General features: G+C 73.1%; 12 protein-coding genes. 7 read left to right on the top strand and 5 right to left on the bottom strand.

Annotated elements, in window-relative coordinates; translation table 11 throughout:
- Window positions 1-23 precede the first annotated feature (23 nt).
- Window positions 24-1631, bottom strand: coding sequence for a tetratricopeptide repeat protein (locus ACFYP4_RS07810; protein WP_388783685.1), 1608 nt, complete (start codon window positions 1629-1631; stop codon window positions 24-26).
- A gap of 92 nt (window positions 1632-1723) precedes the next feature.
- Between ACFYP4_RS07810 and ACFYP4_RS07805 the strand changes: the two genes are divergently transcribed.
- On the top strand, window positions 1724-3130 hold the full coding sequence (locus ACFYP4_RS07805) for an FAD-linked oxidase C-terminal domain-containing protein (protein ID WP_358851392.1): 1407 nt from the start codon (window positions 1724-1726) through the stop codon (window positions 3128-3130).
- Between the two features lie 50 nt (window positions 3131-3180).
- Here the strand turns inward: ACFYP4_RS07805 and ACFYP4_RS07800 are convergent, their stop codons facing one another.
- Window positions 3181-3654, bottom strand: a complete 474-nt coding sequence (locus ACFYP4_RS07800; protein WP_358851391.1) for an SsgA family sporulation/cell division regulator — start codon at window positions 3652-3654, stop codon at window positions 3181-3183.
- Window positions 3655-3874: 220 nt separating this feature from the next.
- On the opposite strand from ACFYP4_RS07800, the gene ACFYP4_RS07795 reads away from it, so the two are divergent.
- Both ACFYP4_RS07795 and ACFYP4_RS07790 read left to right on the top strand, forming a co-directional pair.
- Window positions 3875-5968 carry an RDD family protein gene (locus tag ACFYP4_RS07795; RefSeq protein ID WP_388783681.1) on the top strand — a complete coding sequence of 698 codons (2094 nt, stop codon included), beginning with the start codon at window positions 3875-3877 and terminating at the stop codon, window positions 5966-5968.
- A 67-nt stretch (window positions 5969-6035) separates the two neighbouring features.
- The gene (locus tag ACFYP4_RS07790; protein ID WP_388783678.1) at window positions 6036-6755 is read left to right on the top strand and encodes an RDD family protein; all 720 of its coding nucleotides are present in this window, start codon (window positions 6036-6038) and stop codon (window positions 6753-6755) included.
- 45 nt (window positions 6756-6800) lie between these two features.
- Here the strand turns inward: ACFYP4_RS07790 and ACFYP4_RS07785 are convergent, their stop codons facing one another.
- Entirely contained in the window at window positions 6801-7097 is a 297-nt protein-coding gene (locus tag ACFYP4_RS07785; protein ID WP_358851388.1) for a hypothetical protein, read from the bottom strand.
- Window positions 7098-7545: 448 nt separating this feature from the next.
- On the opposite strand from ACFYP4_RS07785, the gene ACFYP4_RS07780 reads away from it, so the two are divergent.
- Both ACFYP4_RS07780 and ACFYP4_RS07775 read left to right on the top strand, forming a co-directional pair.
- Complete coding sequence (locus ACFYP4_RS07780; RefSeq protein ID WP_388783675.1) at window positions 7546-9891, top strand: immune inhibitor A domain-containing protein; 2346 nt, start codon at window positions 7546-7548, stop codon at window positions 9889-9891.
- 122 nt (window positions 9892-10013) lie between these two features.
- On the top strand, window positions 10014-10343 hold the full coding sequence (locus ACFYP4_RS07775; RefSeq protein ID WP_358851386.1) for a hypothetical protein: 330 nt from the start codon (window positions 10014-10016) through the stop codon (window positions 10341-10343).
- A gap of 119 nt (window positions 10344-10462) precedes the next feature.
- On the opposite strand, the gene ACFYP4_RS07770 is transcribed toward ACFYP4_RS07775, so the two are convergent.
- Window positions 10463-11056, bottom strand: a complete 594-nt coding sequence (locus tag ACFYP4_RS07770) for a nicotinamidase (protein WP_358851385.1) — start codon at window positions 11054-11056, stop codon at window positions 10463-10465.
- 312 nt (window positions 11057-11368) lie between these two features.
- Complete coding sequence (locus tag ACFYP4_RS07765) at window positions 11369-12697, bottom strand: nicotinate phosphoribosyltransferase (RefSeq protein WP_388783671.1); 1329 nt, start codon at window positions 12695-12697, stop codon at window positions 11369-11371.
- A 79-nt stretch (window positions 12698-12776) separates the two neighbouring features.
- Here ACFYP4_RS07765 and clpS point away from each other — a divergent pair, with 79 nt between their 5' ends.
- Complete coding sequence (gene clpS, locus ACFYP4_RS07760; protein ID WP_358851383.1) at window positions 12777-13094, top strand: ATP-dependent Clp protease adapter ClpS; 318 nt, start codon at window positions 12777-12779, stop codon at window positions 13092-13094.
- 82 nt (window positions 13095-13176) lie between these two features.
- Window positions 13177-13782, top strand: coding sequence for a DUF2017 domain-containing protein (locus ACFYP4_RS07755; protein WP_358851382.1), 606 nt, complete (start codon window positions 13177-13179; stop codon window positions 13780-13782).
- Window positions 13783-13883 lie beyond the last annotated feature (101 nt).

The raw sequence follows: 13883 nt of genomic DNA, 5'->3' as shown, positions 1-13883 counted from the left end.
CCCCGGCGCTCACGCCCCGGCGCTCAACGGGAGCCCGAGCGCCGCGGGTCGGGCGCCGGCCCGCCCGGGGCCGTGGGCCCGTCCGAAGCCGTCGCCCCGCCGGAGGCCGTCGCCCCGCCGGAGGCCGTCGCCCCGCCCGAAGCCGTCGGCCGCGCGGCCGACGGCTTCGACCCGGGCTCCACCGCCTCCGCCTCCGCTTCCTCCCCCGACGGCTCCGCGTCCTCGGGCAGCTCCTGTGCGGCAGGCTCGCCCAGGGCCGCCAGCGCCTGCCTGGCCGCCGGGACGAGGAGCGGCGAGAAGTACGGGTTGATGCGCAGCGCCTCCTGGAGATGGCGGCGGGCCGGCCCGTACCGCTCCAGGTCCCGTTCGATCTGCCCGCGGTGGTAGGCGTACAGGGCGCTGCGGACCCCGCCGCCGTGCTCCGCGTCCATGGCCCGCGTCGTGAACTTCAGCGCCTCCTCGTTCTCCCCGGCCCGGTGCAGCGCCCAGCCCAGCGCGTCCGCGACGGCGGTCCCGGGGTGCCGCCGCCACTCCTCGCGCAGCCGGCGCACGGCCGAACGCGCGTCCCCGTGGTCCGCCTCGAACAGCCCGAGCACCGGCTCGACGTCGACGCCTGCGGCGGCCTCCTCCCGCGCCCGGGCCCGCAGCAGGTCGTACTGGACCCGGGCCGCCCCGCCCAGCCCCAGCGACTCGTACAGCTCACCCAGTTCCAGCGCGTAGCCCGGTGACGGCTGCCTGTCGAGCACGGTCCGGTAGGCGCGCAGCGCCTCCGACGTACGGCCCAGCGCGGCAAGCGCCCGCCCCTGTCCGGCGAGCGCGGAATGCTCGTCGGGATCCGCGCGCAGCGCCGCCTCGTACCGGCGCAGCGCATCCGCCGGCTCGCCCCGCTCCCAGGCCAGGTCACCCGACCGGGACAGATAGGCCGCCCGCGCCGCGGGGGTCCCCGCACCGGCCGCCGCGTCCGCGAGAGCGGCCGCGGCGTCCTCACGCCACCCGCGGTCCCGGTACACCTGGGCGGCCCTGGCCATGACCGCGGGACCCGACCGCAGCTCCAGCAGCCGGTCGAGTGTCTTCTTGGTGGCCTTGTGGTCCCCGAGGCCCTCGTATGCCTCCAGCAGCTGCGGGTACGCCGTCCACCGCTTCGGGGCCTGCGCGACCGCCGCCTCGCCCCACTTCTTCGCCGTCCGGAAGTCGCCCCGGGCGTTGGCCAGGGCGGCCAGTCCGTCCAGGGCGGTCCCGTTCCCCGCCGTCCCCGTCCCCAGCGCCGTACGCAGCGCCTTCTCGGCCTTCGGGTAGAAGGCAGGCGTGGCCGTCCGCCGGCCCTGCTCCACGTACGCGGCGCCCAGCAGGGCCCACGAGCGGCCGTCACGCGGACGGGTCCGCACCCGTGCCTCGCGCTGGGCGATCAGCGCGGCCAGATCGGGCAGCGCCACCGGCACCCCGGCCCCGACCGCGGTCACCGTCCGGGCCATCGGCCCCGGCGCGGGCCGCGGCGGCTGCCGCTCCCCGGGCAGCAGCACCAGCACACCGCCCAGGACGGCACCTGCCACGGCGGTGCCGGTCAGCACGCGCCGCACGACGGGGGAGCGGCTCGGCCGGACGGAATCCGGCGGGAGTTGTGCGATCACCATGCCGCTCACTGTGCGTCAACACAGAGACCGCGTCCCGGCACTCGAAGGGTGCCGTATCCGGGGTTCACACCGATGGCCCCGGGTGCGACGCTGTGATCATGAGCCGTATCGAAGCCCCGCGCGACGAAGCGACGGGCGACCTCGTGGACCGTCTGCTCGCGGGCCTGCCGGCCGAGGCGGTCCTCACCGACCCGGACGTCACGGCCTCCTACGCCCACGACATGGCGAGCTTCTGCGCGGCGGGCACCCCCGCCGCCGTCGTCCTGCCGCGCACGGTGGAACAGGTCCAGCACGTCATGCGCACCGCCACCGAGCTGCGCGTCCCCGTCGTCCCCCAGGGGGCCCGCACCGGCCTGTCGGGCGCCGCGAACGCCACGGACGGCTGCATCGTGCTGTCCCTCGTCAGGATGGACCGGATCCTGGAGATCAGCCCCGTCGACCGGATCGCCGTCGTGGAACCCGGCGTCGTCAACGCGACGCTCTCCCGCGCCGTCGACGAACACGGCCTGTGCTACCCGCCGGACCCCTCCAGCTGGGAGATGTGCACCATCGGCGGCAACATCGGCACGGCCTCCGGCGGCCTGTGCTGCGTGAAGTACGGGGTGACCGCCGAGTACGTCCTCGGCCTGGACGTCGTCCTCGCCGACGGCCGCCTGCTGCGCACCGGCCGCCGCACCGCCAAGGGGGTCGCCGGGTACGACCTCACCCGCCTCTTCGTCGGCTCCGAGGGCTCGCTCGGCATCGTCGTACGGGCCGTCCTGGCCCTGAAGCCCCGGCCGCCGCGGCAGCTGGTGCTGGCCGCCGAGTTCGCGTCGGCCGCCGCCGCCTGCGACGCCGTCTGCCGGATCATGGCGGGCGGCCACGTCCCGTCCCTGCTCGAACTCATGGACGGCACGACGGTGCGCGCCGTCAACGCCCTCGCCCACATGGGCCTCCCGGAAACCACCGAGGCGCTCCTGCTGGCCGCCTTCGACACCCCGGAGCCCGCCGCCGACCTCGCGGCGGTCGGCGCCCTGTGCGAGGCGGCGGGCGCCACCCAGGTCGTGCCGGCCGACGACGCCGCCGAGTCCGAACTGCTCCTCCAGGCACGCCGGCTGTCACTGCCCGCGCTCGAGGCGGTCAAGGGCACGACGATGATCGACGACGTCTGCGTGCCGCGCTCCCGGCTCGGCGAGATGCTCGAAGGGGTCGAGCGGATCGCCGGGAAGTACGCCCTCACCATCGGCGTCTGCGCCCACGCAGGCGACGGCAACACCCACCCCACCGTCTGCTTCGACGCCGCCGACCCCGCCGAGTCCCGGCGCGCCCGCGAGTCCTTCGACGAGATCATGGCCCTCGGCCTGGAGCTCGGCGGCACCATCACCGGCGAACACGGCGTGGGCGTCCTGAAGAAGGAGTGGCTGGCGCGCGAGATCGGCCCGGTCGGCGTGGAGATGCAGCGCGGCATCAAGGCCGCCTTCGACCCCCTCGGCATCCTGAACCCGGGCAAGGTGCTGTAGACCGTGTCGACCTGGGGCGGCCTCGTCCTCCGTCGGCCGTCCTCGGCCGCTCACTCAGCGTCCGGCGACTCGTCCGACGGCCACGGGTCGCGCGGCCACAGGTCGTCGGCCGGAGTGGGCGCGAGCAGTTCGGCCAGGCCGTCGTCGAGCCCGAGCTGCTCCGTCTCGGAGCCCGGGGGGACCGCCCGCAGGGTGCGCTCCAGCCAGGCGGACACCTGCGCGGCGGGCGCCTCGAGCAGCGCGTCGCCGCCGGGTGAGTTCAGCGCCATCAGGACGACACCGCGGTCCGCGCCCTTCGTGGGCCACACCCGCACGTCACCGTGCCCGCACGGCCGGAAGACCCCCTCCACGAGCAGCTCGCGGGCGAAGGTCCAGGCGACCGGATGGTCCGAGCCGACGTGGAAGGTGACGTGGACGGCGTACGGGTCGTCGGTGCGATAGGTCAGCCGCGCCGGGACCGGGATGCTGCGCTCCGGCGACAGGACCAGTTTGAGCTCGAGTTCGCGTTCCACCACGGTGTGCATGTCGATGCGCTTCCTTTCCGGATCGGGGCCCGTGGAAGGGGCCCGCACGAGTGGAGAGCGCGGGGCGCCCGAATCATTACGCGGATCCGGAAGGGTTTCCCGGCTTCCGCGCGCACTGTCCCGGACAGCTTCGGCGCCGGGAGCGCGGGAGGCGGCGCGGCCTTGCCCCGATGGGGTGGGTACGGCGGGAGCGCCAGTGGTACGCGCGCCGGTCTGATAGATGTGGACCCCCCAAAAACCCCCGAGCAGATACGGGACGACGGACATGAGCGCCCCAACCCCGGCACCCGGTGACGACAGGCCCCGCGAAGGGTATTACCCGGACCCCTCCATTCCTGGATATGTCCGGTACTGGAACGGTGCCTCCTGGGTGCCGGGCACCAGCCGTCCGGCGCCGACGGACGGGGTGCCCCTCGCGCCGCCCGCCGGCACGCGTCCCGCCTCCGGCCCGGCGCCCGCTACCGGGCGCTCGGTCCCGGCCGCGCGGGGCGGGACCCCGGCGGCCGAGGAGACGGGCCCGCACTTCTTCGACGAGGACCCGCAGCCCCCGGCCGAGCCGCACCGGCCCCCGGCCGAGGCCCAGCACGGCAGCCGGCCCGAGCCCGCGTCGGCCTGGGGCGCCGACCGGTCGTGGCAGTCCGGCTTCGGCGGAGACCAGGACCGCCGGGTCTCCTGGGGTGCGGACCGCAGCGCCGACCCGCGCGTCCCGCACGCGGGCGGGCCGGTCGACCCGGTCGCCCAGCCCGACGGCAGGTCCACCCGCACGGACGGCACCACGACGATCCCCCCGGCGACCGCCGACGAGGACTCACCGCACCGGCTCGCGCCGGACGGCACGGTCGTCTTCCGCCGCCTGCCCGGCGGCACCGCCCGCCCCGGCACCGCGACGGACCCGGCCGACCCCGGTACGCTCGCGGGGGCAGCGGGCTTCGGAGCGGCGGGGTCCGGGAACCCCGGTACGGGAAACGCCGGTTCCGCGGGCGCCGGGGCGTACGGCACGGCGGCAACCGGGAACGCCGGTGCGGCTCCCGGGACTTTCGGTGCCGCGGGCACGGGGAACTCCGGCGCGGGGAACCCCGGTTCCGCGGGCGCGGGGAACGCGGGTTCCGCGAACGCCGGGGTGCCGGGTGCCGGGAACGCCGGTGCGGGTGCCGGGACTTTCGGTGCCGCGGGCACGGGGAACGCCGGCTCGGGGAACCCCGGTTCCGTGGGCCCGGGGAACGCGGGTTCCGCGAACGCCGGGGTGCCGGGTGCCGCGAACGCCGGTGCGGTTGCCGGGACTTTCGGTGCCGTGGGCCCGGGGAACCCCGGTGCGGGGAACACCGGTGCCGCCGGCGCGGGCGCCGGGGTCTTCGGCCCCGCCGGTGCGGGGCCCTTGGCCGCGGAGGCCGGGAGCATCGGTGCCCAGCGCGCCGGGCACGCCGCGCCGGCGGGCGCCGGCACCTTCGGACCCGCGGGTGCCGCGACCGGCCGTCCCGGCGGGCCGCAGGTCCCCGGACCCGCCGGCGCGGGGCAGCCGGCGGGCACGGCCGACGGCCCCCTCGCCCCCGAGGGCACGGCCCCCCGTACCCCTTCCCCGCGCACGGAGCGACCGGCCGGGCCGCAGACCGGCCCCGCGGCAGCGGCCGCCCCGCAGACCCCGTCCGGCACGGTCCCCCCGCAGTCCGCGGATCCGGCCGCCACCCCGATGAGCCCCGGGGCCGGCGGCGGCCAGCCGTCCTGGGCGCAGCAGGTGCACCGGCTGGCAGGCGCGGCCGACGAGGGACAGCCCGTCGTCCCGTGGAAACCGCCCGTGGACGACGTGTTCCAAGCGGCGGCGCGCGCTCAGGCCGCCGCCCGCCCGGCGGGGCTCGGCAGGCGGCTGGCCGCCCGGCTGGTGGACACCGTCGTCGTCGCCGCTGTCACCGCCGTGGCCGCCGTCCCTCTCGGCGCCAGGGCCGTCGACCACGTCAACGACAAGATCGACGCGGCGAAGCGGTCCGGCGAGACCGTCACCGTGTGGCTGCTCGACGGCACCACGGCCACCTGCCTCGGTGTCGTTCTCGCGGTGCTGCTCCTCTTCGGGGTCCTCTACGAGGTGCTGCCCACGGCCAGATGGGGCCGCACGCTCGGCAAGAAGCTCTGCGGTCTCCAGGTGCGGGACATCGAGGGCGGCGAGCCGCCGACCTTCGCCCTGGCGCTGCGCCGCTGGCTCGTCTACAGCGTCCCCGGCGTCCTCGTGATCGGGCTCGTGGGCGTCGTGTGGTGCCTGTTCGACCGGCCCTGGCGCCAGTGCCTGCACGACAAGGCGGCCCACACCTTCGTGGCCGCCTGACCCGCGCCGTAGCCCGGACGGCCCCGCGCCGGATGCGGAGCCGGGGGGTTCGCGGTCGACTCGGGCCATGAGCACCGAACCGCCGCCCCCCGTCTCCGGTCAGTTCCCGGACGACGACCCGTTCAAGAAGCAGCAGCCTCCGCCGGCCCAGGGCGGCGGCTCCCCGTACGGCACGCCGCCGCCCCAGGGCGACCCGTACGGCGGCGGCGACCCGTACGGAGGGGGCGGCGGCCCGTACGGCGGCGGCGGACCCCCCGGAGGCGGTGGCGGCTCCCCGTACGGCGGGGGCGGCGACCCCTACGGCGGCGGCCCCTACGGCGGCGACGGACCCCTCTCCGGAATGCCCCCGCTGGCCGAGAGCGGCAAGCGGGTCCTCGCGAGAATCATCGACATGATCCTCGTCGGTGTCGTCATCTGGCTGCTGTCCTGGGGCTTCGGCTTCACCCAGTACACGGTCGACACCGACAAGATCGAGTACGGCAAGTCGTTCGGGCAGGAGCTCGTCGCCGCGGTCCTCTACATCGCGTACGACACCTTCATGATCAGCAGGACGGGCCAGACCCTGGGCAAGAAGCTGTTCAACCACCGGGTGGCCAACCTCGACAACGGCGCGACGCCCTCCGTGCAGTCCTCGCTGGTGCGCGCACTCGTGCTGTGGCTCCCCTTCGCGTTCTGCTGCGCCTGCGTCTGGACCGCGATCGCGGGTGGCTGGAGCTTCTTCGACCGGCCCTACAAGCAGGGTCTGCACGACAAGGCGGCGAAGACGGTGGTGGTCAGGACCCGGTGAGAAACGCCGGTGGGACGGCGCGGTGACGTCGGGCGGGTCCGTGTCTCACGGGCCCGCCGACTCGCGTCCGGACTCGGACGACCCGACGGACGCCGTCTCCCGCCGCACCGGCACCGGCCGGGGCGCCCGGGGCCCGGGGGCGGCCGGTACGGGTTTCGGCAGCGGGACGGTCATGGCGACGAGCAGCCCGAGGACGAGCGCCGAGAGCACGATCACCGCGATGCCCAGGCCCGAACTCGTCTGTGACAGCAGCAGCATGGCAAGCGTGGAGAAGATCACGGTGCAGGAGCCGTAGGCGAGCTGTGCGGCGGTCGGACGAGGCCTGGCGGTCGGACGAGGCATGGCAATCGTGTCCTCGGGTGGGTGCTCCCCCCGGGACCTCTCGCGACGGGGGAGGGTGCGGACAAGGATCTGCGGGTCGGACAACGGTGTCGACTTGGCTTTCCGCCGGCACACCGGCGCTCCGCCAATCGACTCTATTCCGCTCCATGCCCGACCGGAACGACCAGTAAGCGTGACCTAACCCACGGTGCCGGAGCATGGGGGGCGCACGGAGTCATGCCGTCCGCCAACCGGACGGTACGACGCGCCCGTTGGCGTCCCGCGGAACGTCCGGATAGCGAACGAACACTTCGCATAGTGCACTTGGCCTGTTCAAGTCAAGATCTGTCTTTTCCTCGGCAACTCCGGTCGAATGACGTCACTTGAATCGCGTGTACGGCGCGCGGGACCCTCCATGACCAGGACCCCCATCCTCTCCGCGCGCACGGGGCGCAGGGGAGGAAATCAAGTGACCAGCAAAACCTGGACGTTCAGAGCGGCCGCAGTGGGCGTCGCCCTCGCGGCGGCGACCGCCACGTTCTCGACGTTCGCCGTGGCCCAGGCCGATGACGCACCGTCGTCGGCGACCGTGGACCGCCACGACCCGCAGCCGGCCAGGAACAAGGTCGAACACGACCTGGACGGCCCGCTGAGCAAGACCCAGGAAGCCCAGCGCCAGGAGGCCCTGAACCGGGTCATATCCGGCGACGCCGAGGTCAAGGACCGCGACGGCTCCCAGGTCGTGAAGCTCAACAAGAGCAAGTACGTCGAGGTCGGCCGCGAGAAGACCGACCAGATCTTCACGATCCTGGTCGAGTTCGGCGACCGGATCGACAGCAAGTACGGCGGCACCGCCGGCCCGCTGCACAACCGCATAGCCGCGCCGGACCGTGCCAAGGACAACAGCACGGCCTGGCAGAAGGACTACGACCGGAAGCACTTCCAGGACCTCTACTTCGGCACCGGCAAGAAGACCGAGTCGCTGAAGAAGTACTACGAGAAGCAGTCCTCGGGCCGCTACTCGGTCGAAGGTGAGGTCACCGACTGGGTCAAGGTCCCCTACAACGAGGCCCGTTACGGCTCCAACTACTGCGGCCAGACCAACTGCTCCAGCGTCTGGAACGTGGTGAGCGACGGCGTCACCGCCTGGGTCGCCCAGCAGAAGGCGGCCGGCCGGACCGACGCCGCCATCAAGGCGGACCTCGCCCGCTACGACCAGTGGGACCGCTACGACTTCGACGCCGACGGCGACTTCAACGAGCCCGACGGCTACATCGACCACTTCCAGATCGTGCACGCCGGTGAGGACGAGTCGGCGGGCGGCGGCGCCCAGGCCACGGACGCGATCTGGGCCCACCGCTGGTACGCGTTCGGCTCCGACGCGGGCGCCACGGGCCCCACGGGCAACCGGCTCGGCGGCGCGCAGATCGGCGACACCGGCATCTGGGTCGGCGACTACACCATCCAGCCGGAGAACGGCGGACTCGGCGTCTTCGCCCACGAGTACGGCCACGACCTGGGCCTGCCGGACGAGTACGACACCTCCGGCGGCGGCGAGAACGGCACCGGCTTCTGGACGCTGATGTCGGCCGGCTCCTGGCTCGGCACCGGCAAGGAGTCCATCGGTGACCTCCCGGGCGACATGAACGCCTGGGACAAGCTGCAGCTCGGCTGGCTGAACTACGCCACCGCCGAGGCGGGGAAGAAGTCGAAGCACAAGCTGGGTGTCGCGGAGTACAACACCAAGGACAAGCAGGCGCTGGTCGTCACGCTGCCGAAGAAGGCGGTGACCACCCAGGTCGTCACCCCGGCCCAGGGTGCCACCCAGTGGTGGAGCGGCAGCGGCGACAACCTGAAGAACACGCTGACCCGGTCGGTCGACCTCACCGGCAAGTCGAAGGCCGCGCTGACCCTCGACGGCTGGTGGGACATCGAGGAGGAGTACGACTTCCTCTACACGGAGGTGTCCACCGACGGCGGCGCCAACTGGACCGCCCTGGACGGCACGGCCGACGGCGCGGCCATCCCGCGCGACGGCAGTGACAAGCCGGCCCTGACCGGCACGACGGCCGCGTACAAGAAGCTGTCCTTCCCGCTCGACGCCTACGCGGGCAAGAAGATCGACCTGCGGTTCCGCTACTCCTCCGACGGCGGCAAGGCGCTGAAGGGCTTCGCGGCCGACGAGATCACCGTGACCGCCGACGGCTCCGCCCTCTTCTCCGACAACGCGGAGAGCGCGGACGCGGCCTGGACGGCCAACGGCTTCTCCCGCATCGGCGCGTCCTTCACCAAGGACTACGCGCAGTACTACCTGGCCGAGAACCGTCAGTACGTCTCGTACGACAAGACCCTCAAGGTCGGCCCGTACAACTTCGGCTTCTCGACGACGCGTCCCGACTGGGTCGAGCACTACCCGTACCAGAACGGTCTGCTGATCTGGAAGTGGGACACCTCGCAGGCGGACGACAACACCAGCGAACACCCGGGCGAGGGTCTGATCCTGCCGGTGGACGCGCACGCCAAGGCGCTGAAGTGGGCCGACGGCACGCTGCTCCGCAACAAGGTCCAGGCCTTCGACGCGACCTTCAGCACCTATCCGACGGACGCGTTCACGCTCCACAACGCCGACGTCGCGCTGAAGATCAAGTCGCAGAAGGGCGTCCCGGCCTTCGACGACCACCGGGGTTCGTACTACGACCCGGCGAACCCGTTCAACAGCGTCAAGGTCACTGACACCAACACCACGATCAAGATCGTCAAGGAGCCCAGGGATGGCTCCACGATCACGCTCAAGGTGGGTCCTTCGACCAAGTAACTGACGTTCTGCCTGGTCAGAACATGATCGGCCGCAACCCCTCTGGCGGGTCGCGGCCGATCGTGTTTAGGTGCGTCCTGTGACTTTCTTATTGACACCAGATCTCACGGGGGTGTGACCGCATGGCCGCAGGGGGTTTCAGCAAGCTGCCGAACGGCAGCGTGGTGGTGGCGCTCAACCTGCCGAGTCCGGCCGGCCCCGGCACCGGCTGCCTGCGCTTCCTCGTCCTCGCCCAGAACCGCGCACGCGCGCTGACGCGGCTGCGCAATCTGGGGATGCGCGCGGTCTACCTCCGCGGCAACGCGGCGCCGCCCACCCCGGACGAGATCACCGCGGTCCTGCACCACCCCGACGGCCTGCTCTGGCGCACGGCCCCCGACAACGGTGTCATGGCGACGGAACTCTGGCATCCGATCCGGTCCCTGTCGCGCCGGCCGGCCCCCCAGACCTGACCGGCCACCACGACCACCGCCCGGCCGGGACGACCGTCTCCCGGCCGGGACGACCGTCTCCCGGCCGGGACGGCCGGCTGTCCGGCCGGGACCGGCGCGGCGGCCGGACCCGGATGCGGTCACAGCTCCTGGCCCACCGGCTTCCCGGAGAGCTCCACGCCCGCCTCGCGCAGCTCCTCCAGCGCCCGGTGCGTGGTCTGCTCCGCCACTCCGGCGGTCAGGTCCAGCAGCACCTGTGTGCGGAAGCCCTGGCGGACCGCGTCCAGCGCGGTCGCCCGCACGCAGTGATCGGTGGCGATGCCGACCACGTCGACCTCGTCGATCCCGCGGGCCTTGAGCCAGTCGCCCAGCGAGACGCCGTTCTCGTCGGCACCCTCGAAGCCGCTGTACGCGGCCGCGTAGGCGCCCTTGTCGAAGACGGCGTCGATCGCGCCGGAGGCGACGGCCGGGGCGAAGTTCGGATGGAAGCCCACCCCCTCGGTGCCCGCCACGCAGTGCGCGGGCCAGGAGTGGACGTAGTCGGGGTTGTCGGCGAAGTGGCCGCCGGGAGCGATGTGCAGGTCGCGGGTGGCGACGACGTGCCGGTAGCCCGCGGGCGCCTGGCCGATCAGCTCGGTGATCGCGGCGGCCACGTCCGAGCCTCCGGCCACCGCGAGGCTGCCTCCCTCGCAGAAGTCGTTCTGCACGTCTACGACGATCAAGGCGCGGCGCATGGTCGGTGTCCTTCGGCTCGGCGGGTGTTCGGTGTGGGGTGGGGTGCGGGCCAGGCCGTCGCGCGTCACCCGGGCACGGACCCGGACCCCGGCCGGCGGGCGGCGCGGGTGCCGGGGGCGGTCGTGCGGGCGGGGGTCGTCGAAACCGGGCGTAGGGATCTCGGGTGCACTGCGGGAGGGGGCATTCGGCTGCGGCGGGAGGGAGGCGGACGTGGCCGTTGCATTCCCGCTCACCGGTGGTTCATGCGCGCCCGCCCGGGGCGCGGCCCCGGCCCCGCCCCGTCTGTGGGCCGCGGCGCCCGCCCCCGCCCCTCACACGTATTCCGTCGGAATGACCGGCTCGCCGCGCGAGAGCTGCATCGCCGACAGCGGGAGGTTCGCCCGGGCGGCCGCGTGCCGGCCGCGTACGACGTCCAGGGCCTCGCGGGCCAGCACCCGGCCCCCCTTGACCAGTTGGACCAGCAGCTGACGGTCGGCGAGCTCGGCGGGCACGGCGCCGGTGCCGATCACCTCGGCCTCCGCGACGCCGTACCTGTCCAGGCGCCGGGCGGCCCACTTGCGGCCGCCGAGGGACGACTTGCCGCCGGACGACTTCTTCGCGACCGGCTCCAGCGGGGCCTCCGGGTCCGCCGACTCGGCCCGGGCGACCAGCTTGTAGACCATCGAGGACGTCGGATGGCCGGACCCCGTCACCAGCTGGGTGCCGACGCCGTACGCGTCCACCGGCGCCGCCGCCAGCGAGGCGATCGCGTACTCGTCCAGGTCGGAGGTGACGATGATCTTCGTCTTGACCGCGCCCAGCTCGTCCAGCTGCTGGCGCACCCGGTGCGCGACCAGCAGCAGGTCGCCGGAGTCGATGCGCACCGCGCCCAGCTCGGGCCCCGCGACCTCCACAGCCGTGCGGACGGCCTCCTGCACGTCGTACGTGTCCACGAGCAGCGTGGTGCCCCGGCCGAGGGAGTTCACCTGGGCCTGGAAGGCGTCCCGCTCCCGGTCGTGGACGAGCGTGAAGGCGTGCGCGCTCGTCCCCACCGTGGGGATGCCGTACCGGAAACCGGCGGCGAGGTCGGAGGTGGTCGCGAAGCCGCCGACGTACGCGGCGCGCGCGGCGGCCACCGCGGCCAGCTCGTGGGTGCGGCGCGCACCCATCTCGATCAGCGGCCGCTCACCCGCCGCCGAGGACATGCGGGACGCCGCCGCGGCGATCGCCGAGTCGTGGTTGAGGATGGACAGGATCACGGTCTCCAGGAGCACGCACTCCGCGAAGGAGCCCTCCACCCGCAGGACCGGCGACCCGGGGAAGTACACCTCGCCCTCGGGATAGCCCCAGATGTCCCCGCCGAAGCGGTACCCGGCGAGCCACTCCAGGGTGGGCTCGTCGACGATCCCGTTCTCCCGCAGGAAGCCCAGCACGTCCGCGTCGAAGCGGAAGTTCTCGACGGCGTCGAGGACCCGGCCGGTGCCCGCCACCACGCCGTAGCGGCGGCCGTCCGGGAGCCGCCGGGTGAAGACCTCGAAGACCGAGCGCCGCTCGGCGGTCCCCCCGGCCAGAGCGGCCTGCAGCATCGTCAGCTCGTACTGGTCCGTGAAGAGCGCCGTCGAGGGAACTTCCACCGGCAGGCCAAGGTCCGCTGTGTTCATGACGACGGATCGTACTCCCATCTCGTCACACTGACGATTTGTGGGTCCGTTTCGCCGCGCGGCCCCCTCAGGTGGCAGCATGGGCGGTGTGACGGCTCCCGCACCCCTAGAGATCGAGAAGACCGAGTCGGCGGAGGAGGTCTTCGCCGTACCCGAGCCCGACGTTCCCTGGGTGACGATCGTCCACAACGACCCGGTCAACCTCATGAGCTACGTCGCGTACGTCTTCCAGACGTACTTCGGCTACTCCAAGGACAAGGCCAACAAGCTCATGCTGGACGTCCACCACAAGGGCCGTGCGGTCGTCTCCAGCGGCACGCGCGAGGAGATGGAACGCGACGTGCAGGCCATGCACGGCTACGGTCTGTGGGCCACCCTTCAGCAGGACCGGAAATGACCGCCCCGGTCGCGGCGCCCGGTACCGCACGACCGAACCGGCCGGCCGCGGCGCGCAGTACTGGAAGTAGCGACGCACCCTGATGCCAGGACACTTCGAACCGCTCCCCGGCGGCGGCGCGGCCGTCGCGCTCGACGAGGTCGAGATCTCCATCATCCGTTCGCTCGCGGTGCAGCTGCTGGAGCTGATCGGCCCCGGCCCCGCCGAGAACGCGCCCGGGGACCCGCTCGCCGAGCTGTTCGCCGAGGGCCCCAGCGAGCCGCCCACCGATCCCGTGCTGCAACGCCTCTTCCCGGACGCGTACAGCGGCCCCGGCGTCGAGGCCCACTCGCCCGAGCAGGCCGAGGAGCAGCGCGCCCACTCCTCCGAGTTCCGCCGCTTCACGGAGAACGACCTGCGCGCCGGCAAACGCGACAACGCGCTCACGGTGATCCGCTCCCTGGACGCGCTCACTCCCGCCGGGGACGGCGGGGCGGTCCTCGAACTGTCCGCCGGGCAGTCGGAGCAGTGGCTGCGGGCCCTCAACGACCTGCGGCTGGCGATCGGCGCCCGGCTGGACGTCGTCGACGAGGAGGACACCGACCTGCTCTACCGGCTCCCCGACGAGGACCCGCGCAAGCCCATGGTGCTGGCGTACCTGTGGCTGGGCGGTCTCCAGGAAACCCTTGTCGAGACCCTTATGCCCTGACCTGTCAGGACAATCACCCTCCGTTGTTCGCTCAGCGGACGCTCAAATCCGGATAACGATCGCATTACCGTGGCCGCACCCTATGGGGTGCGGTCCGCCTT

Source organism: Streptomyces sp. NPDC005551, assembly GCF_042871785.1.
GTDB lineage: Bacteria > Actinomycetota > Actinomycetes > Streptomycetales > Streptomycetaceae > Streptomyces.
This window is presented reverse-complemented; position numbering and strand designations above follow the sequence as displayed.